Origin of the sequence: Prochlorococcus marinus subsp. marinus str. CCMP1375 (genome assembly GCF_000007925.1) — a bacterium.
Classification (GTDB): Bacteria; Cyanobacteriota; Cyanobacteriia; order PCC-6307; family Cyanobiaceae; genus Prochlorococcus_E; species Prochlorococcus_E marinus.
Window position 1 is genome coordinate 1,647,186 of the sequence record NC_005042.1, and the last position, 19,450, is coordinate 1,666,635.

A 19,450-nucleotide genomic window follows, 5' to 3' on the forward strand; every position below is an offset into this window, starting at 1 on the left:
CCTTTAAATATCTAAAGAAGCCATGTCAAGCTCAACACTGTGGGTTTCTATGAATTCTCTTCTAGGAGCCACTTTATCGCCCATGAGAATAGTAAAAATTCTGTCTGCTTCTAAGGCATCTTCAATTTCTACTCTTTTCATCATTCTCGTTGAAGGATCCATAGTTGTTTCCCACAATTGTTTTGGCATCATTTCCCCTAAACCCTTAAACCGCTGAATAGTGTAATTAGCTTTCTCCCCAAAACTAGTGATAGTTTTCTGTAAATCTCCTTCGTTATAACAATAAGTATGATTCTTTCCTCTTTCAACTTTATAAAGAGGAGGACACGCAATATAAACATAGCCACCTTCTACTAATTCTTTTTGATAACGATAAAAGAAAGTTAATAATAGTGTACGAATATGTGCTCCATCAACATCTGCATCAGTCATGATGACAACTCTATGATATCTTAAATTCTTGAGTGAAAAATCCTCGCCTTTAATACCTAATCCAAGCCCAGTAATTAAAGCCTGTATCTCAGTATTTTTGTATATCTTTGCATCATCAGTTTTTTCAATATTTAATATCTTTCCTCTTAAAGGAAGAATAGCTTGAAATCTTCTATCTCTTCCTTGTTTAGCAGAACCTCCAGCCGAATCACCCTCTACTATATATATCTCTGACTCTGATGGATCTCGTGAGCTACAATCAGCCAATTTACCAGGCAAAGTAGTACTTTCAAGAACACTTTTTCTACGTACAAGTTCACGTGCACGTCTTGCAGCCTCAGCTGCATTAAAAGCTTGAATAGCTTTCTCTAAAATTAAATCAATAACTGAAGGATTAAATTCTAAATATTGTGCTAAGGATTCCCCTACAAGGCTGTCAACAATTCCTCTAACTTCAGTATTTCCTAATTTAGTCTTAGTCTGACCTTCAAATTCAGGTTCTGGGACTTTAACTGAAAGAACAACTGTCAGTCCTTCTCTAATATTTTCACCTGCAAGATTTGAATCACCATCTTTACGCTTACCTCTCTTACGAGCAAATGAATTAAGTGTACGAGTTAATACAGTTTTCAACCCTTCAATATGAGTTCCTCCATCAACTGTACGAATATTATTTGCAAAGCCAAGAATACTATCAGAATATGCATCTATGCACCATTGAAGAGCAGCTTCAACTTGAACACCTTCTTTCTCAGAATTGACATATATGATCTCTGGATGTAATGCATCTTTTTCAGAATTCATATAAGCAACATATTCTTTGATACCTCCCTCATAAAAGTAAACTTCTTCATAAGCTTTTTCTTCTTTATCAGAAACAGATTGACGTTCATCGCGAAAAACTATCTTGACTCCGCCATTTAAATAGGCCAATTCTCTCAATCTTGACGACAAGATTGAGTAATCAAAAACAATTCCAGTAGTAAATATGTCTGTATCAGGCTTAAAATTTACTTTGGTTCCTGTCAATTTCTTTTCAGATACTGGTTGTTTTGTAGAGCGAAGATTTCCTATAGGGGCACCTCTTTCAAATCTTTGATTATGAATATGGCCTTGCCTCCTAACAGTTACTTCAACCCATTCACTAAGCGCATTTACTACCGAAACACCAACACCATGCAACCCACCAGAAACTTTGTACCCGCCACTTCCAAATTTTCCTCCTGCATGCAAAACAGTCAAAACTGTCTCTAATGCACTTTTACCCGTCTTTGGATGAACATCAGTAGGAATACCACGACCATTATCACTAATAGATGCTGAACCATCACTACAAAGAACCACAACTATTTCATTGCAATGACCTGCCAAAGCCTCATCAACAGCATTATCTACAACTTCATAAACAAGGTGGTGCAAACCTCTTGGACCTGTAGATCCTATATACATACCTGGCCTTTTCCTGACCGGCTCCAATCCCTCAAGTACTTGAATCTGTTCAGCTCCATAAGCAGCTTGAACTTTTTGAACAGTGGAGTCTTCTCTCATTCGACTAATAAATACCCAGGAAGGTTGTTGTGAAACAATTTATTTACCAGAAACCTCACCTGGCAAGTTCAATTTACCACTGCTTTCCCAGAAAGGCTTGAAAGAAATGGCTAACAAAACAAAAAACATTTGAAAACAACAACTCACTAACCTCTTCATCTTTTTTGCTCATGCAAAACCCAAAACCATTGGTAATAGTTTTGCTTGGACCAACAGCAAGCGGGAAAACTGATCTAGCTATACAAATAGCCAAAAAGATAAAAGTAAGTATTCACAATATTGATTCACGTCAATTATATAAAGGAATGAATATTGGTACTGCTAAACCAACGATAGAGCAGCAAGAAGAAATAAAGCATTATCTACTAGATCTTAAAGATCCTAATAACCCCATCACATTGCATGAATTCAAAAAAGAAGCAGAGTTGAGCCTAAAGAATATTTTTAGCAAAGAAAAGTGTGGCTTTTTGGTCGGCGGAAGTGGCCTCTATTTAAAATCTCTAACAAGTGGTTTATGCCCACCATCTGTTCCAGCACAAGAAAAACTCCGGAAAGAGTTTAGAAGACTTGGACAAAAAGAGTGTCATCAAATACTGAAAAAATGTGATCCCATTGCTTGGGAAAAAATTTCCCCTAGAGATTCTATTAGAACAATAAGAGCATTAGAAGTTTTCTATTCCACTGGACAGACAATAAGCTCATTAAAAACTTTAAAGCCTCCTGACTGGAATTTATTAGAGCTAGGGTTAGATCCAAGAAATCTTCAACAAAGAATTGCTAAAAGAACAAAAATATTGTTCCAAAAAGGTCTTATTGATGAAACTAAAGCTTTAATTCATCAATATGGAGAAGATCTTCCTTTGCTACAGACAATTGGATACAAAGAAGCTTGCACAGTAATAAAAGGCGAATATTCAATTACAGAAGCAATCGAAATCACAACCCAACGAACGAATCAATTTGCTAAGAAGCAAAGGACTTGGTTTAGAAGACAACATAATCCAAAATGGCTAAATGAAAAAAACTCTCTTGAAGAAGCTCTCTCTTTGATCCAAAACGTTATAGGGTGAATTGAAGTAGATTAAAGATTGGACTTATCCGCTTTTTTTGCTTTATACCCTAATCACACTGAATGCCCCCACGTCCCCGGTTTGATCGACGCGCTCCTGTCAGAGAGCTTCCCAACATTAATGAACGTATCAAATATCCAAAACTCAGGGTAGTTGATGCAGATGGAACACAACTTGGAATAATTAGCCGTGAAGAAGCATTAGATGTGGCTCAAGACAGAGAACTTGATCTTGTGTTAGTTAGTGAAAAGGCTGATCCTCCTGTTTGCAGGATCATGAACTATGGAAAGTTCAAATTTGAACAAGAAAAAAAAGCCAAAGAAGCTAAGAAGAAATCTCATCAAACGGAAGTTAAAGAAGTAAAAATGCGCTACAAAATCGATGAGCACGATTATCAAGTTCGTATTGGACAAGCAACTCGATTTCTAAAAGCTGGAGATAAAGTAAAGTGCACAGTAATTTTTAGAGGACGAGAAATACAACATACAAATCTTGCAGAATCGCTTCTTGCTCGAATGGCAAAAGATCTTGAAGAACCAGCGGAAGTTCAACAAGCTCCCAAAAGAGAAGGGCGAAATATGATTATGTTCTTAACTCCTAGGAAAACTCCTCTTATTAAGAAAGAACAAGAATTAGAAGAGGCTTCAAAAGCAAAGAGAACAATATGATTTTCAAGGTTATATTCGTTCAAAAATAATCTTTCATTAACATTTTTTTCGTATTCATAGATTCAGCAGTCCGTCACATAAGCTTAGGACAAACACATAATTGTCACTTAGGCATTAATTCGTTATTGTGGCCACATTGAAACTTGGCATAAAGGCGTGAAATTCCATATCCAACAAGAGAGTGAAATCCCTGCTTCCACTCAACTTTATAACCAAATATGTTTTGCAATAGCAGCTAGACACTATCCACCAGGACATAGACTTCCAAGCACTAGGCAACTTGCTATGCAAACAGGGTTGCACAGAAATACCATAAGCAAGGTATATCGACAATTAGAAACAGATGGTGTGGTTGAGGCAATAGCAGGGTCTGGTATTTATGTTCGAGATCAACAAAAGAAACGAGAAGCAAAAAACTCTAATACCTTTAGAAAAAAAGAAATTACTGATTTAGATCAAGAAGTTCGCAAAAGCGTTGATGGATTACTTAATGCAGGTTGCACTCTTCAACAAACACGAGAATTATTTATTCAAGAAATTGACTGGAGACTTCGATGCGGCGCACGAGTATTAGTAAGTACTCCAAGAGAAGATTTAGGTGCCTCAATGTTAATAGCTGAAGAACTAGAACCAAGCCTTGACGTACCTATTGAAGTAGTACCAATGGAAGAATTAGAAACTGTTTTAGAAAGTTCAAATATAGGAACTGTAGTCACTAGTAGATATTTCTTACAACCATTAGAAGAAGTTGCCAAAAGGCATGGTGTGCGAGCAATTGCGGTAGATCTGAGTGATTTTGGCAAGGAGCTAGCCATGCTCAAAGAATTACGCTCAGGCAGCTGTGTAGGAATTGTGAGTATTAGCCCTGGAATACTTCGAGCTGCGGAAGTGATTTTGCACAGCATGAGAGGAAACGAGCTTTTACTAATGACTGCCAATCCTGATGTAGGAAGCCGTTTATTAGCATTACTAAGAGCAGCAAATTATGTTTTATGCGATAGTCCTAGCCTTCCTTTAGTTGAACATACGCTGCGACAAAATAGATCCCAACTAATTCGAATGCCGCAAGTTCATTGCGCTGAAAGATATCTCAGCGAATCTACACTTGAGAGACTTCAAAAAGAAATCGGTCTTCTTAAATAAACCTCATTGCTTGGAAAAAATGCTTAAGTCTTTCCACTCAGATCTAGAAATCATTCGCGAAAGAGATCCGGCCGCACGGGGTTTTATCGAAATTCTGCTTTGTTACCCTGGTTTTCAAGCTCTAATTCTTCATAGGATTAGTCACAAACTATGGAACATTGGACTACCTCTATTTCCTAGGGTACTTAGCCAAATAACTAGATCATTAACTGGAATAGAGATACATCCAGGTGCCAAAATAGGAAAAGGCGTTTTTATTGATCATGGGATGGGAGTCGTTATTGGTGAAACAGCAGAAATAGGTAATAGATGTTTGCTATATCAAGGAGTTACTCTTGGAGGAACAGGTAAAAGCCATGGGAAAAGACACCCAACCTTGTCAGAAAATGTAGTAGTTGGAGCGGGAGCAAAAGTTTTAGGAGCTATTGCAGTAGGAGCAAACACAAGAATTGGTGCTGGCTCAGTTGTTGTTAGAGATGTAGAAGCTGATAGCACAGTTGTAGGCATACCAGGGCGAATTATTCATCAAAGTGGGGTTCGGATTAACCCTTTGGCTCACTCAGCTCTACCAGATGCTGAAGCAACTGTAATTCGCAATTTGATGAAAAGAATTGATTATTTAGAAAGTCAAGTGCAACTTCTAACCAATAATCTCCAAACAATTAGTAAGGGAAATATGCCAAATAAAATCATTTCAGGAGAAGCTCAAAATTTAAAGGATAGAGAAATTATTGAATTCCTTGGTGATACATTAAAAGAAGATTAAGTAAAATTTATTCCTTATCTGATGGTGGAGCTGGCTGAAACATGAACATAGAGTAAATCACATTCCTTCTCATATTTGTCATCATTTCAAGAAACATGTCATATCCTTCATTTTTATACTCAATCAAAGGATCTTTTTGGCCATAACCTCGTAAACCAACTGATTCCCTTAGTGCATCCATAGACTGCAAATGCTCACGCCATAGAGTATCAATTTGTTGAAGAATAAAGAATCTTTCAGCCTCACGCATAAGTCCAGGTCTGCTTTCTTCTATTTGAGACTCCTTTAAATCGTAAGCATTTCTTAATTGCTCTTGGAGAAATGCCTGAAGCTCATCAATATTTAATGCCTCAATATCTTTTGGTTTTAAATCATCTAATAAATAAACAAATTCCTTAACTTTTCCAACTAATTGTTTTAAATCCCATTCTTCTGATGGCAACTCAGGGTTTACATATGCATAAACAATTTCCTGCATAGTTCTTTCTCCATATCCAATAACTTGTTTTTTTAATTCATCTCCTTCTAATACTCTATGTCTCTCAGAATAGACAGCGCGTCTTTGATTATTCATTACTTCATCATATTCAAAGACTTGTTTTCTAATATCAAAATAATAAGTTTCTACTTTCTTCTGAGCGCTTTCTAATGACCTGGTCAGCATTCCTGACTCAATAGGCATATCCTCATCGACTCTGAAAGCATTCATTAATGCAGCAACTCGATCACCTCCAAAAATACGAAGCAAATTATCTCCTAAAGACAAAAAGAATCGGGTACTTCCTAAGTCTCCTTGGCGACCAGCTCTTCCTCTTAATTGATTATCTACTCTGCGTGATTCATGCCGCTCAGTACCAATGACATGCAAGCCTCCAGCTTCGCGAACATGAACTTCTTCCTGCTTAACAACAACATCGTATTCTGATTTTACTAAGGAAATAGCTTCCCTGAGAGATTGAACTAATGGATCTTGTGTAGGAGCCTTTTCTGCCGCAGTTGAAATTCGATCTTCTAGTTCTATAGGGCTTAAAACACGATCTCCCCATTCTTTAATTAATTGATGCTCTAAATCAAGAAGAACCTGCTCAGTTGAATCTGTCAAAACACAAGGGTAGAGATTTTCTTGAGCACGAACATCATTAGAATGGTTTACTTTTTTATCTTTTGAGTTGTTTTCTTCTTTTCCAAAGCCAACTGATGAGTCCTTACGACGTTGCAAAGGAACAGGCGGTTTATGGCTATCTTCTGGCTTGACTAATTTAGGAAAAAGAACTTCTCTAACTTTTAGCCTAGCCATATAATCACTATTCCCCCCAAGAATGATATCTGTTCCTCGCCCTGCCATATTGGTCGCTATGGTTACAGCTCCTGCTCTACCTGCCTGAGCAATAATTTCGGCTTCTCTTTCTACATTTTCAGGTTTCGCATTTAATAGATTATGAGGCACATCCTGCTCTCCTAGTAATGCACTTAAGACCTCGCTCTTTTCAACACTTGTAGTTCCTACTAAAACAGGTCTACCTTTTTTATGAATTTCTACAGTTTCATTTGCAACAGCCCTCCATTTAGCAGATTCAGTTTTAAAAACTTGATCGACCCAATCCGCTCGGGAACGTGGTCGATTAGTTGGTATAACTGTTGTTTCAAGCTTATATGTTTTTTCAAATTCCACTTCTTCAGTTTTAGCAGTACCTGTCATGCCCGCAAGACGTGGATATAAAAGAAAGAAATTCTGATATGTAATTGAAGCAAGAGTTTGCGTCTCAGGTTGAATAGGCAATTCTTCTTTTGCTTCTATTGCCTGATGTTGGCCATCACTCCACCTTCGACCAGGCATCACTCTACCTGTAAATTCATCAACAATTACTGCATCTTCATTCCTAACTATGTAATTCACATCTTTAACAAAAAGTTCTTTGGCTTTTAAAGCATTAGTTATATAATGGGCCCATGGATCTTTAGGATCAAATAAATCTTTTACCTTTAATAACTCCTCAGATTTAGCAAAACCTTCATCAGTAAGAGTACATGTTCTTTGCTTTTCATCTACTTCATAATCTCCTTCAGGATCAATTCCATCTTTTCCCATCTCAGCAGCTCTTTGCAAAGTAGAAACAACTTCAGCTGCTTTTTGATATTTCTCTTGAGGTCTCTCAATTTGTCCAGATATAATTAAAGGTGTTCTAGCCTCATCAATCAATATCGAATCAACTTCATCAATTATGCAAAATTGAAAATCTCTTTGGACAATTTCATTTATATCATTAGCCATATTATCTCTTAAATAATCAAAGCCAAGCTCTGAATTAGTTGCATAAGTAATATCACATTCATAATTCTTGCGTCTTTCTATAGGAGTCATGTCTTGTTGAATCAAGCCAACAGATAAGCCTAAAAATCTATGGACTTGCCCCATCCATTCGGCATCCCTGCGAGCCAAATAATCATTAACAGTAACTATATGAACACCTCGTCCAGTGAGGGCATTTAAAAAGCTTGGCAAAGTTGCAACGAGAGTTTTACCCTCACCGGTTTTCATTTCAGCAATTTGGCCCTCATGTAAAACCATTCCTCCAATGAGTTGAACATCAAAATGACGCATCCCTAAAACCCGCTTACTAGCTTCTCTTACAACTGCAAAGGCTTCAGGGAGCAGATCATCCAGGCACTCTTGAATAGAAGAATCTGAAGATTTATCTAATCGAGTACGGAAATCAGATGTTTTCCCTCTCAGTTCATCATCATTCAGAGAAGCTATTTCATCTTCAAAAAGATTGATATCAGTCAAAATTGGCTGATAGCGCTTCAGCTTGCGGGCATTTGGATCTCCCAGCAAAAGCTTGAGCATAATTACAGCAAAGACAAAGACACATTAAGACTAACTACCAAAACACCTTGACGTCAGAAATCGATTAAGCGCTATAAAAGAAATATGCAGATTTCTTTAAAAATCTAATTGCATAGCCTGATTCATAAAGTGTTCAATATGCAACGATTAAAACTTATCAAACATGCAAAAGGAGCTCCTGGACTGAGAGTATTTGGTCTTGGACCTAATCTTTGGCCTTCAAAAGGATTATCCAAGCTAAAATTGTTACTTGATGAGCATGCGTTTTGGGCAAGTGGCAGAAGCGAGGAAAATCTCAAAAAATTGCTCAAAGGAAGCAATGTTGTAATTACTGTATGGCGAGGAAATCGTATAATTGGATTTGGAAGAGCAACTAGCGATGGAATCTACCGAGCCGTTTTATGGGACATTGTGGTTGCTGATGATTTACAAGGCCTAGGATTAGGAAAAAAAGTAGTTGAAGCTCTTCTATCTAGGCCTTGCATTAAAGGAGTAGAACGAATTTATTTAATGACAACAAATAGTTCTGAGTTCTACAAGCAATTTGGATTTGAAAACTGTCATCATCAAAGTTTGTTGATCAAATCAAATTGGTCTTAAAGCAAAATTAATCAAACGGTTTTAAAAAGCGGATGAAGAGATTCGAACTCTCGACCCTCTCCTTGGCAAGGAGATGCTCTACCACTGAGCTACATCCGCATTAATGAAAGTTTTTAACTTTACAAAAGCAGCATGCCTCAAAAAAGGGGTCACGGTCAATCAATTCTTCTAATTGATACGCGCTGATTACTTCAAAGCTTTCATTAAAGAACCCATTTCTATAGCCTGTAATGCATAATTCCAACCTAAATTATTTTTTACACCTGCTCTTTCAAGAGCTTGTTGCATAGTGTCAGTAGTTAAAACGCCAAAAATAATAGGAACTCCTGTTTCCCTAGAAACTGAAGCGATTCCCTTACTTGATTCATTTATAACAACCTCGAAATGAGGAGTATCTCCTCTAATCACAGCTCCAAGAGTAATTAAAACTTGATAACGTCCACTCTTCGCCATTGTTTGAGACACCAATGGCAGTTCAAAAGATCCAGGTACCCAAGCAATATCTAACTGAGAGCTAGATTCAGATGTATCAATACCATGTCTAGTTAAGCAATCAATACAACCACTTAAAAGCTTGCTGGTAATTAAATCGTTGAAACGAGCAGCAACGATACCTATTTTCAAACTAGAAGCTTCTGTAAAGCGACCTTCAATTGAAACCATTGCTAGCTAGCAAAAATTGACTATTTATATCCACCATCGCATGAGAGGTGTTTAAGTTCAAACTAAAAAGTCAAGCAATCCATTGATTAATACTAGGTGAAACCAGACTCCACCTAAGATTTCAATTTTCTTAATCTCTCCATTGCGACGATCTGAAGGATCAGATTGAGTCATATAAAGCACTGGAACACCAACAACTAATAACAATGAAGCAAACAGAAGGGCGTTAATAGCAACCGAACTAAGTACCTGCATGGGGAATGTAGCGATGGAGCAAAAGCTCTCTTCAATCAGCTAATTGTCACATGAGAAAGGACATTTTTTACAAAGATGACAATGGTTGTCGCGAGGCTTCACATCCAAAAAGGCAAAACGGCTTTACGATGCCAATTAACAGCATGGCAGAAATGCACCTATGACTGCCGAAAACACTCCTTTACAAGGAAACTTGTTCGTTGAATCTGAAGAAAATTTGTTAGATGCGAACTCGTTACAAAACACAAACAGTGTTAAGGATTCAAATCTAAATGACGAAGAGCTTTCTAAAAATGCTGAATTAAGACCTCGAAAAAGAAAGAAATCAGTTCTTCTACAAAATAGTGTTGGGGAACAAACGGAAGATTTCTCTAATGATGAACGCCCTGCATGGTCTCATCACAGTTTAGTTGAAATCAATGAATTAACCCCTGTCCTACGTCATTACGTAGAACTCAAACAAAAACACCCTGAAAGAATATTGCTCTATAGGTTGGGAGATTTTTTTGAGTGCTTTTTTGAAGATGCAATCGGTTTATCTGAATTATTGGAACTAACACTGACTGGAAAAGAAGGTGGAAAAAAAATTGGAAGAGTGCCTATGGCAGGTATTCCACACCATGCAGCAGAAAGATACTGCTCAACCCTTATACAAAAAGGTTTATCAGTAGCAATATGTGACCAACTAGAAAGTATTCAAAATAAAGAAGGGAAACTTCTCAAGAGAGGTATTACAAGAATCCTTACTCCTGGAACAGTTCTTGAAGAAGGAATGCTTCAAGCAAAGAAAAATAATTGGTTAGCAGCTATCTTAATTGAATCAAATTCTCAGACCAATCAATTGAAATGGGGGTTGGCCAGTGCAGATATAAGTACAGGGGAGTTTACTGTTAAAGAAGGAAATGGAATTGATACTCTAGAGCAAGATTTATTAAATATTGAAGCTTCAGAGATTATCTGCGAGCAACTAGATGTTGACATCTCAAAAAAATGGCAATCCAATCGTATAAAAATTACTCAACAATCTAAGACGTCTTTTAGTCTGCAAGAGGCTAAGGCAATTTTAAAAAAGCATTATAATCTAAAAACTATTAATGGGCTTGGATTAAATGAAACAGAATTAGCTCTTAGAGCTGCTGGGGGACTATTATATTACCTTAAGGAAACCAACCCAATTCACAATATAGGAGTAAAGAATAAATGTTCAAAAGTTGTACTTGACTTTCCTAAAAATAATTTAAGAGGAGATTCATTAATAATTGATGCGCAAACTCGAAGAAATTTAGAACTAACAAAAACTCAGAAAGATGGACATTTCCAAGGCTCACTTTTATGTGCAATCGATCGAACTCTTACCGCTATGGGAGGAAGGTGCTTACGACGGTGGATTGAAAACCCTCTAATTAATTCAGAATTAATTCTGCAAAGACAAAGATTAATCACACTCCTAGTAGAGAAAAGACCACTAAGAAAAGCATTGCGCAATTTACTAAGAACGATGGGAGACATCGAGCGCCTTTCAGGTAGAGCTAGTGCAGGTCAAGCTGGAGCAAGAGAACTAGTGGCAATTGCTGATTGCTTAGAAAAATTACCGAAATTGGCAGCGAATCTTCAAAACCTCTCAATCAACCCTCCTAAATGGTTCTCTAAACTTGAAAATATAAATCCAGAGCTTACAAAGCTAGCAGAAGAAATTAAGGATAAATTAATAGACAACCCCCCATTAAGTATTACTGAAGGTAATCTAATAAATGATAGTGTTGATAAGATATTAGATGGTCTCAGAAACCAGTTGGATGATCAAAATGAATGGCTATCTAATCAGGAAAAAAAAGAAAGGAACATAAGTGGTAATAATAACCTTAAGCTTCAACACCATAGGACTTTTGGATATTTTTTAGCGGTAAGTAAATCCAAGGCTAATACTGTTCCAGATCATTGGATTAGAAGACAAACTTTAGCTAATGAAGAAAGGTTTGTTACTCCTGCATTAAAAGAAAGAGAAAGTAAAATCTTTCAATTAAAGGTAAAAGCAGCAAACCGTGAATATGATTTATTTTGTGCCTTGAGGGAATTGGTTGGTGGTTATGCTCCAATAATAAGGGAAACAGCAAAAGCAATTGCAGGTCTTGATGTTCTTTTAGGCCTTGCAGAGTTAGCATCAACAAACAACTATTGTGCACCAAATATTATTGATAAAAAAAGCTTATCTAATTCTAGAAGTATTAATATAAAAGGATGCAGGCACCCTGTAGTAGAGCAAATGTTAGTTGAGGAAAAATTTCAAGCAAATGACATTGAGTTAGGTGATGGGGTCGATTTAATAATACTTACAGGTCCTAATGCTAGTGGAAAAAGTTGTTATTTAAGACAAATAGGTCTGATTCAAATATTATCTCAAATTGGAAGTTGGATTCCAGCAGATAAAGCTTCTATCAGTATTGCAGATAGAGTTTTTACTAGAGTTGGAGCAGTAGATGATTTAGCAGCTGGTCAATCAACGTTTATGGTAGAGATGGCAGAGACTGCTTTTATCTTAAATCAAGCTACACAAGATTCTATAGTTTTATTAGATGAAATTGGGAGAGGAACCTCTACATTTGATGGTCTTTCAATAGCATGGTCAGTCAGTGAATTTCTTGCAGAAAATATTAAAAGTCGTACTATCTTTGCAACGCATTATCACGAGCTAAATGAGCTTGCAAAAAAAATGGGAAATGTTGCTAATTTCCAAGTTCTTGTACACGAAACTGGAGAAGATATACATTTCCTTCATCAAGTAATTCCAGGAGGTTCAAATAGAAGTTATGGAATTGAAGCTGCTCGTTTAGCTGGCGTTCCTAAAAGTGTAATTAATAGAGCAAGAGGAGTGCTTAAAAGATTAGAAGAAAAAAATAAAGGTTGAATTCTTATTCAGCTGATAATTTTTTATTGGTCTGTTTTATATTCCAAGAAGCTCTTAACAAAGCATTTACTGTTGCTGCTGCCATAGCTGCTCCTCCTCTATTTCCATCAATTCTTATTTGAGGTAAATCCATCTGTGATAAAAGCATTTTGCTCTCAAGCACACTAATAAAACCAACTGGCATGCCAATAATTAAGCTAGGAGATAATGCTCCATTAGCAATTAATCCTAATAAGACTTCCAATGCCTTAGGTGCACTTCCAAACAAAATGATTGGTGAACTTTCATTATTAAAATTCTTGGAAAGATCAGTCCAGGCACTTTCTATCCCAAGAGCTGTGCGAGTAAGGCCAGAATGACCTTTTTTCGGAGCCCAATCCAAAATACAATGCACAGAGGACTGCATTGTGCGAGATGCCATTGGATTGACAGCAGCAGCAGCCATAAAAGTGTCAGTTAATATTGGCGCTCCTGCTTGAAGAGCCGCAACTCCCAACTGACATGCATTTGGTGAAAAGGTCAAATAATCTTGAATACCAAAGTCTCCAGTTGTGTGAATTAATCTCTCAAGAACTTGAACTTCTAGTTTGTCCAGTTCTGGACAATGAAGTCTAGAACGAATAAATCGAACACTTTCATCAAAAATCGGATGATCAATTGTCGTCACTTTTCCTATATCCAAAAGAGTGATTTAAGGCATGATTTATAAACAACCACAAATCTACTTGCCATGCCAATACATTTGATATGGGGTGATGATTTTGGTGCGATTGATAGATCAATCGAAAAATTTATTAAAAAAGCCATTGATCCTAATTGGATAAGCATCAATTTGAGCCGTTTAGACGGTCAAAATGCTTCAGAAGCACATAAATGTCTTGAAGAAGTCCGGACACCTCCATTTGGGAATGGTCACCGAATCGTTATTGTTAAGAAAAGTCCATTTTGCAATGGATGCTCTAATGAATTATCTAATCACTTCGAAAGCATAATTAATTTAATTCCAGAACAGACCCATCTCATACTTGTCAATCAAAATAAGCCTGATGGTCGATTAAAAACGACAAAATTGCTCAATAATTTAATTAAATCCAAAAAAGCGTTTGAACAACGATTTATATTGCCTCCAGCCTGGGACGGATTAGGCCAAAAAAAATTGGTTGAAAGAACTGCTGAAGAAATGAATATAGAGCTCACGGAAGATGCAATTTTGACTCTTGTAGAAGCGCTTGGTAGCGACAGTCAAAGGATTGCAATTGAACTTGAAAAACTGGTTTTATTGGAAGAAGCAAAAACTAATCAAAAAGAAGGGGAGAAAATTATTATCAGTCAAGAATCAGTTAATGATCTAATTCACAGTATTTCTAGTAACTCATTACAAATTTGTGAATTCCTTTTAAAAAGCAATTTTGGGAAAGCTATTGAAAAAATAGATTACCTTTTAAATGAAGGAGAACCAGCTCTTAGGATACTCGCAACAATGACCTCGCAAATTAGAGGTTGGCTTTGGGTCTCTCTTCTTGATCAAGGAGAAAACAAAGAAGTTTCTTCTATTGCTAAACAAGCAGGAATTGCCAATCCAAAACGAATTTATGTAATCCGCAAACAAATTCAAGGGAAATCTCCTATGTTTTTTATTGAACTTCTTAGCAGAATATTGGAAATAGAAGCATTATTAAAAAAAGGAGCTTTACCTAAGCATGCTTTTCGAGATGGCCTAGTCACAAAATCTGATTTAATCGTCTAAACCACTTAAATAATCAAACTCTACTCTGAGATATAAATGACTCTTCTGGTGCAAAAATTTGGTGGCACCTCTGTAGGCAATGTGGAGCGCATTCAAGCTGTTGCTAAAAGAATTGCATTATGCAAAGAAGAAGGGAATCAGCTTGTAATTGTTGTCTCAGCTATGGGTAATAGCACAGATGAGCTTACAAAATTAGCCTTATCAATAAGCGGCAATCCACCATCAAGAGAAATGGATATGTTGCTCTCGACAGGAGAGCAAGTAACCATAGCGCTGCTCTCAATAGCTCTGAACAAAATTGGCATACCTGCAACATCAATGACAGGAGCACAGGTTGGAATAATTACCGAATCAGCTCATGGCCGAGCGCGCATTCTTGAAATCAAAACCGAGAGGATTAAGGAACTTTTAAATGCTGGTCAGATAGTTGTGGTCGCAGGGTTTCAAGGAACCAGCCTTAGTAGTGGGAAAACTGCTGAGATTACTACTCTAGGCAGAGGTGGTTCGGATACATCTGCAGTAGCACTTGCATCAGCTCTAGAAGCTGATGCGTGTGAAATTTATACAGATGTTCCAGGAGTCTTAACTACAGATCCTCGTTTAGTGCATGACGCGAAGCTCATGAAAACGGTTAGTTGTGATGAAATGCTTGAATTAGCCAGTCTAGGAGCTGCAGTTTTACACCCAAGAGCAGTTGAAATAGCAAGAACTTATGGTGTGAACTTAATTGTTAGATCAAGCTGGAAGAATGAACCTGGAACAACTCTTACAAGCCAAGCCAAGCAATCCATAGTGAGAGGAGGCCTAGAACTAAGCAGGCCTGTAAATGGTATTGAACTTATTGAACACCAAGCCGTAATAGGCCTTTCACATGTTCCTGATCAGCCAGGTATTGCAGCAGACTTATTTGAAACACTATCAAAAGGAGGCGTCAATGTTGATTTAATCATCCAATCAACTCATGAAGGCAATAGCAATGACATCACTTTCACAGTTTCCGAACAAAATTTACCGACAGCAAAATTACTCTGTGAAAAACTAATTAAAAAGCTAGGTGGAGAATTAACTACTCAAAAGCAAATGTCTAAATTGAGTATTCGAGGAGCAGGAATAATGGGAAGACCAGGCATTGCAGCAAAATTTTTTGAAACATTATCAAAGTCAGGAATCAATTTAAGACTAATAGCAACTAGTGAAGTAAAAGTAAGTTGTGTAATAAATTCCGAATTTGGTACTAAAGGATTAAAAGTTACTAGTAAAGCCTTTGATCTCAAAAATAATCAAATTCAAATCAATCCAACGATTGATTGTATTAATGAACCAGAAGTTCGAGGTGTTGCTTTAGATCCAAATCAAGTACAAGTTAGTGTTGTCAATGTTCCCGATGTACCAGGTTCAGCTGGAACATTATGTAGATCTTTTGCTGACTCTGGTATCATTCTGGACACGATTGTTCAATCGGAAAGAAAAGGTGATGCTAACGGCAAAATTATCAGTTTTACCCTGAACAAAAGTGATAGAGAAAATGCAGATTCTGCTTTGACACCTCTTTTGAGAAAGTGGCCTAATGCATATATGAAAGATGGCGCGGCAATCGCCCGTATTAGTGCTGTAGGAGCAGGAATGCCTGCTAGCATAGGAACAGCAGGCAGAATGTTTAGAGCATTAGCAAATAAAAAAATTAATATCAAAATGATTGCGACTAGTGAAATTAGGACTACTTGCATCATTGCTGAAAAAGATGGAAATCATGCACTTGAAGCAGTTCATACATTCTTTAAATTAAATGCGTAAACAAGACTATTAGTAAAAATTATATTTATCAATTACCTAATTAATTTTTTTCTTAGTTGGTGAATTTTATCTCTTAATTTAGCAGCATTTTCAAAATCTAAATCTTTAGCTGATTTTTTCATCTTTGTCTCTAATTCATCTATTAATTGAGGTAAGTTTTCAATAGCTAATTCGGAATTATTATTGAATTTAAATTCATCTACTACATTTCCAGCAATTTCAACTAGATCATTATCAATTCCATCCTTTTGAACTCTTCTTGATAGTTCTAAAAAAGAAAGTATTGAATTATTTGCTTTCTTACCTGCGGGCATAGGGACGATATTATTTTGCTGGTTGTATGATTCCTGAATAGCCCTTCGACGCTCAGTTTCCTCAATTGCTTTTTTCATCGAATCTGTGAAATTATCTGCATAAAGCAATGCCTTACCTTCTATATGTCTTGCAGCCCTGCCTATAGTTTGAATAAGAGATCTTTCTGCTCTAAGAAAGCCTTCCTTATCTGCATCAAGAATTACTACCAAAGACACTTCTGGCAGATCTAGTCCTTCCCGAAGTAGATTTACACCTACCAAGACATCATATTCCCCCATTCGTAAATCTTGAATTATTTCAATCCTTTCTATGGAGTGAATTTCAGAATGAAGATAACGAACCCGCACATCATTTTCTGATAGATAATCTGTCAAGTCCTCTGCCATTCTCTTTGTTAATGTAGTAATTAAAACTCTTTGTTTTTTACGAGATCTTTCTCGTATTTCATCTAATAAATCTTCAACTTGTCCTTTCGTTGGACGAACCTCAACCAGTGGATCTAATACACCTGTAGGTCTAATTACTTGTTCAATAATTGCACCACTGCTAATTTCCAGCTCCCAATTACCAGGAGTTGCGCTAATAAAAACTGTTTGATTGGCTTTATTCCAAAATTCTTGCGATTTCAATGGTCTATTATCAGCCGCACTTGGCAATCGAAAGCCATGCTCAATTAAAACTTTCTTTCTTGATTGATCACCGTTATACATAGCCAACAATTGAGAACAAGTAACGTGGCTTTCATCAATTACTAATAACCAATCTTTAGGAAAATAATCTATCAAGCATTCAGGAGGTGAGCCTGCCTCTCTGCCTGACAAATGACGAGCATAATTCTCAACTCCATTGCAATAGCCAACTTCACGTAACATCTCTAAGTCATATTTTGTTCTCTGTTCAAGTCTTTGTGCTTCAAGAAGTTTTCCTTCTTTATTAAAAAAATCTAATTGTTCTTTTAATTCCTTTTGAATATCATCAATTGCTGTTACTAGCCTTTCCTTAGGTGTAACAAAATGTTTTGCAGGGTAAATACTTATGCAATTCAAACTGTCTAAAATCTCTCCAGTAATTGGATCAACATATCTTATTGCTTCTATCTCATCCCCAAATAATTCTATACGTACTAATCTATCATCGTAGGCTGGTCCAATCTCTAAAACATCTCCTTTAACTCTGAATTTACCTCGTCCAATATCAAAATCATTTCTAAAGTATTGATTGGCAACTAATTCTCTTAAGGATTTGCGTAGATTTATCTCATTACCAACCTTAAATTTAACAGAAGCTTTTAAATATTCACTAGGAATACCAAGTCCATAAATACAACTAATTGAGGCAACTACTATTACATCATCTCGTTCAAATAAAGAACGTGTTGCAGAGTGCCGAAGCATATCTATTTCTTCATTAATCGATGATGTCTTGGCAATATATGTATCACTGACAGGGACATAAGCTTCTGGTTGATAATAATCATAATAAGAAATAAAATACTCCACTGCATTGTTAGGGAAAAACTCTCGTAACTCATTACAAAGTTGTGCTGCAAGTGTTTTGTTGTGCGCTAAAACAAGTGCAGGACGACCTGTTTTAGCAATCACATTTGCAATAGTAAATGTCTTACCGGTTCCTGTTGCTCCTAAGAGAGTCTGATATTCTCTACCAGAATTAACACCATCAACAAGCTTAGTTATTGCTTTTGGTTGATCACCCTTTGGTTGATAAGGTGCCTTTAAATAATATTTAGACATATCAAATATCAAGCAAAGTAGTTACTGTTTTGCATGATTCAATGCACAAGGATTTCAACTGAATCCTCATGAAGGAGCCTAATATTATATTTATAAAATAGAATCCGAAAGTAAGCACTTAGAAGATTCAATTGCGTGACGCAGAGTCCTAACCATAGCAATCATTTCCAACTCATTATCAAGACCATTAATAGCTGAACCAATCCCAACTCCAGAGGCCCCAGAAGCAAGAGCCATAGGAACAGTTACATCTGACAAGCCAGAAGCACATAAAACTGGGGCTTTACAAGCTACTTCTTCAAAACTCTTGGTAATACTATGCGCTGCAGCAAGTGTTGGTGCGGCTTTCTCAATAAGACCTAGAACACCAGACTTTATAGGGTGGGAACTAGTTCCTCCTTCAGTCTGAATTAAATCAGCCCCAACTTCAATTAAGTCCAAAGCCAATTTACCTTGCTTATCTAAAGGCAAAATATGAGGGACAGTTACAGACAAAACAACATTCGGAAGAAGTTTTCTACTTTCAATTGCTAAAGAAAGCACTTCATCAGCATCAAAAAATCTGCCTTTTGGATAAAAAGTGTCAAAGTTACCTATTTCTATCATTGATGCTCCAGCATTTATAGCAGCAGGAAAACTTTCAGGTTCAACAGAACTTACACAAATAGGAAGAGCAGAGCTTTCAATCGCAGCCTTGACTAAATTAGGAGCGCATGCGACATCTAATAAATCTGCACCTCCAACTGAGGCGGATCGCGCCACTTTTGTTACTAACTTTTGATCAAAATTATTTAACCCAGTAATTACTTTCAGCACTGAGCGATTAAACAAACTCTTTTGAAGCTGATATGGAAGATTTTGAAGACGCGACATTAAATGAAGAACGAATAACCTAATGGTGATATTAGTTCGAGATAAGAACTACACAAAGTCCATATAGTGAAT

15 protein-coding genes and 1 tRNA gene are annotated in these 19,450 nt (G+C 36.8%); 8 read left to right on the forward strand and 8 right to left on the reverse strand.

All coding sequences use genetic code 11. The features are described from left to right. Positions 1 to 3: 3 nt before the first annotated feature. The gene (gyrB, locus tag PRO_RS08840; protein ID WP_011125945.1) at positions 4 to 1,980 is read right to left on the reverse strand and encodes a DNA topoisomerase (ATP-hydrolyzing) subunit B; all 1,977 of its coding nucleotides are present in this window, start codon (positions 1,978 to 1,980) and stop codon (positions 4 to 6) included. A 170-nt stretch (positions 1,981 to 2,150) separates the two neighbouring features. Between gyrB and miaA the strand changes: the two genes are divergently transcribed. From miaA to cysE, 4 genes are all read left to right on the forward strand, one after another. Continuing rightward, positions 2,151 to 3,050 carry a tRNA (adenosine(37)-N6)-dimethylallyltransferase MiaA gene (gene miaA / locus PRO_RS08845; protein ID WP_011125946.1) on the forward strand — a complete coding sequence of 300 codons (900 nt, stop codon included), beginning with the start codon at positions 2,151 to 2,153 and terminating at the stop codon, positions 3,048 to 3,050. Positions 3,051 to 3,112: 62 nt separating this feature from the next. Beyond that, a complete protein-coding gene (gene infC, locus PRO_RS08850; RefSeq protein WP_011125947.1) occupies positions 3,113 to 3,718 on the forward strand; it encodes a translation initiation factor IF-3 in 606 nt (201 codons plus the stop codon). Positions 3,719 to 3,874: 156 nt separating this feature from the next. Continuing rightward, positions 3,875 to 4,861 (forward strand): GntR family transcriptional regulator, encoded by a 987-nt coding sequence (locus tag PRO_RS08855; RefSeq protein WP_011125948.1) that lies wholly within the window; start codon positions 3,875 to 3,877, stop codon positions 4,859 to 4,861. 19 nt (positions 4,862 to 4,880) lie between these two features. Further along, positions 4,881 to 5,627 (forward strand): serine O-acetyltransferase, encoded by a 747-nt coding sequence (gene cysE, locus PRO_RS08860; RefSeq protein WP_011125949.1) that lies wholly within the window; start codon positions 4,881 to 4,883, stop codon positions 5,625 to 5,627. Between the two features lie 7 nt (positions 5,628 to 5,634). Here cysE and secA read toward each other — a convergent pair whose 3' ends face one another. Further along, positions 5,635 to 8,475 (reverse strand): preprotein translocase subunit SecA, encoded by a 2,841-nt coding sequence (gene secA, locus PRO_RS08865; RefSeq protein WP_011125950.1) that lies wholly within the window; start codon positions 8,473 to 8,475, stop codon positions 5,635 to 5,637. Positions 8,476 to 8,613: 138 nt separating this feature from the next. Between secA and PRO_RS08870 the strand changes: the two genes are divergently transcribed. Further along, complete coding sequence (locus PRO_RS08870; protein WP_011125951.1) at positions 8,614 to 9,075, forward strand: GNAT family N-acetyltransferase; 462 nt, start codon at positions 8,614 to 8,616, stop codon at positions 9,073 to 9,075. Positions 9,076 to 9,102: 27 nt separating this feature from the next. Here PRO_RS08870 and PRO_RS08875 read toward each other — a convergent pair. The 3 genes from PRO_RS08875 to psbZ all read right to left on the reverse strand — a co-directional run bounded on the left by PRO_RS08875 (position 9,103) and on the right by psbZ (position 9,993). Beyond that, positions 9,103 to 9,174, reverse strand: a tRNA-Gly gene (locus PRO_RS08875). A gap of 87 nt (positions 9,175 to 9,261) precedes the next feature. Further along, the gene (gene ribH, locus PRO_RS08880; protein ID WP_011125952.1) at positions 9,262 to 9,738 is read right to left on the reverse strand and encodes a 6,7-dimethyl-8-ribityllumazine synthase; all 477 of its coding nucleotides are present in this window, start codon (positions 9,736 to 9,738) and stop codon (positions 9,262 to 9,264) included. A gap of 57 nt (positions 9,739 to 9,795) precedes the next feature. After that, a complete protein-coding gene (gene psbZ / locus PRO_RS08885) occupies positions 9,796 to 9,993 on the reverse strand; it encodes a photosystem II reaction center protein PsbZ (RefSeq protein WP_011125953.1) in 198 nt (65 codons plus the stop codon). A gap of 160 nt (positions 9,994 to 10,153) precedes the next feature. On the opposite strand from psbZ, the gene mutS reads away from it, so the two are divergent. Further along, positions 10,154 to 12,898, forward strand: coding sequence for a DNA mismatch repair protein MutS (mutS, locus tag PRO_RS08890; RefSeq protein ID WP_011125954.1), 2,745 nt, complete (start codon positions 10,154 to 10,156; stop codon positions 12,896 to 12,898). Between the two features lie 4 nt (positions 12,899 to 12,902). Here mutS and PRO_RS08895 read toward each other — a convergent pair whose 3' ends face one another. After that, a complete protein-coding gene (locus PRO_RS08895) occupies positions 12,903 to 13,565 on the reverse strand; it encodes a precorrin-8X methylmutase (RefSeq protein WP_011125955.1) in 663 nt (220 codons plus the stop codon). 63 nt (positions 13,566 to 13,628) lie between these two features. On the opposite strand from PRO_RS08895, the gene holA reads away from it, so the two are divergent. Together holA and PRO_RS08905 are read left to right on the forward strand one after the other, a co-directional pair. After that, on the forward strand, positions 13,629 to 14,645 hold the full coding sequence (gene holA / locus PRO_RS08900; protein ID WP_011125956.1) for a DNA polymerase III subunit delta: 1,017 nt from the start codon (positions 13,629 to 13,631) through the stop codon (positions 14,643 to 14,645). Positions 14,646 to 14,681: 36 nt separating this feature from the next. Continuing rightward, a complete protein-coding gene (locus PRO_RS08905) occupies positions 14,682 to 16,439 on the forward strand; it encodes an aspartate kinase (protein ID WP_011125957.1) in 1,758 nt (585 codons plus the stop codon). 32 nt (positions 16,440 to 16,471) lie between these two features. On the opposite strand, the gene uvrB is transcribed toward PRO_RS08905, so the two are convergent. Together uvrB and PRO_RS08915 are read right to left on the reverse strand one after the other, a co-directional pair. Further along, complete coding sequence (uvrB, locus tag PRO_RS08910; protein WP_011125958.1) at positions 16,472 to 18,505, reverse strand: excinuclease ABC subunit UvrB; 2,034 nt, start codon at positions 18,503 to 18,505, stop codon at positions 16,472 to 16,474. Between the two features lie 90 nt (positions 18,506 to 18,595). After that, on the reverse strand, positions 18,596 to 19,378 hold the full coding sequence (locus tag PRO_RS08915; RefSeq protein WP_011125959.1) for a DUF561 domain-containing protein: 783 nt from the start codon (positions 19,376 to 19,378) through the stop codon (positions 18,596 to 18,598). Positions 19,379 to 19,450 lie beyond the last annotated feature (72 nt).

What these genes read in the sequence shown, in the direction of transcription:
- uvrB (WP_011125958.1), bottom strand. Translation starts at nt 18,505, where the DNA reads ATGTCTAAATATTATTTAAAGGCACCTTATCAACCAAAGGGTGATCAA.
- PRO_RS08870 (WP_011125951.1), top strand. Translation starts at nt 8,614, where the DNA reads ATGCAACGATTAAAACTTATCAAACATGCAAAAGGAGCTCCTGGACTG.
- gyrB (WP_011125945.1), bottom strand. Translation starts at nt 1,980, where the DNA reads ATGAGAGAAGACTCCACTGTTCAAAAAGTTCAAGCTGCTTATGGAGCT.
- miaA (WP_011125946.1), top strand. Translation starts at nt 2,151, where the DNA reads ATGCAAAACCCAAAACCATTGGTAATAGTTTTGCTTGGACCAACAGCA.
- ribH (WP_011125952.1), bottom strand. Translation starts at nt 9,738, where the DNA reads ATGGTTTCAATTGAAGGTCGCTTTACAGAAGCTTCTAGTTTGAAAATA.
- PRO_RS08905 (WP_011125957.1), top strand. Translation starts at nt 14,682, where the DNA reads ATGACTCTTCTGGTGCAAAAATTTGGTGGCACCTCTGTAGGCAATGTG.
- PRO_RS08915 (WP_011125959.1), bottom strand. Translation starts at nt 19,378, where the DNA reads ATGTCGCGTCTTCAAAATCTTCCATATCAGCTTCAAAAGAGTTTGTTT.
- cysE (WP_011125949.1), top strand. Translation starts at nt 4,881, where the DNA reads ATGCTTAAGTCTTTCCACTCAGATCTAGAAATCATTCGCGAAAGAGAT.
- mutS (WP_011125954.1), top strand. Translation starts at nt 10,154, where the DNA reads ATGACTGCCGAAAACACTCCTTTACAAGGAAACTTGTTCGTTGAATCT.
- psbZ (WP_011125953.1), bottom strand. Translation starts at nt 9,993, where the DNA reads ATGCAGGTACTTAGTTCGGTTGCTATTAACGCCCTTCTGTTTGCTTCA.
- holA (WP_011125956.1), top strand. Translation starts at nt 13,629, where the DNA reads ATGCCAATACATTTGATATGGGGTGATGATTTTGGTGCGATTGATAGA.
- infC (WP_011125947.1), top strand. Translation starts at nt 3,113, where the DNA reads ATGCCCCCACGTCCCCGGTTTGATCGACGCGCTCCTGTCAGAGAGCTT.
- secA (WP_011125950.1), bottom strand. Translation starts at nt 8,475, where the DNA reads ATGCTCAAGCTTTTGCTGGGAGATCCAAATGCCCGCAAGCTGAAGCGC.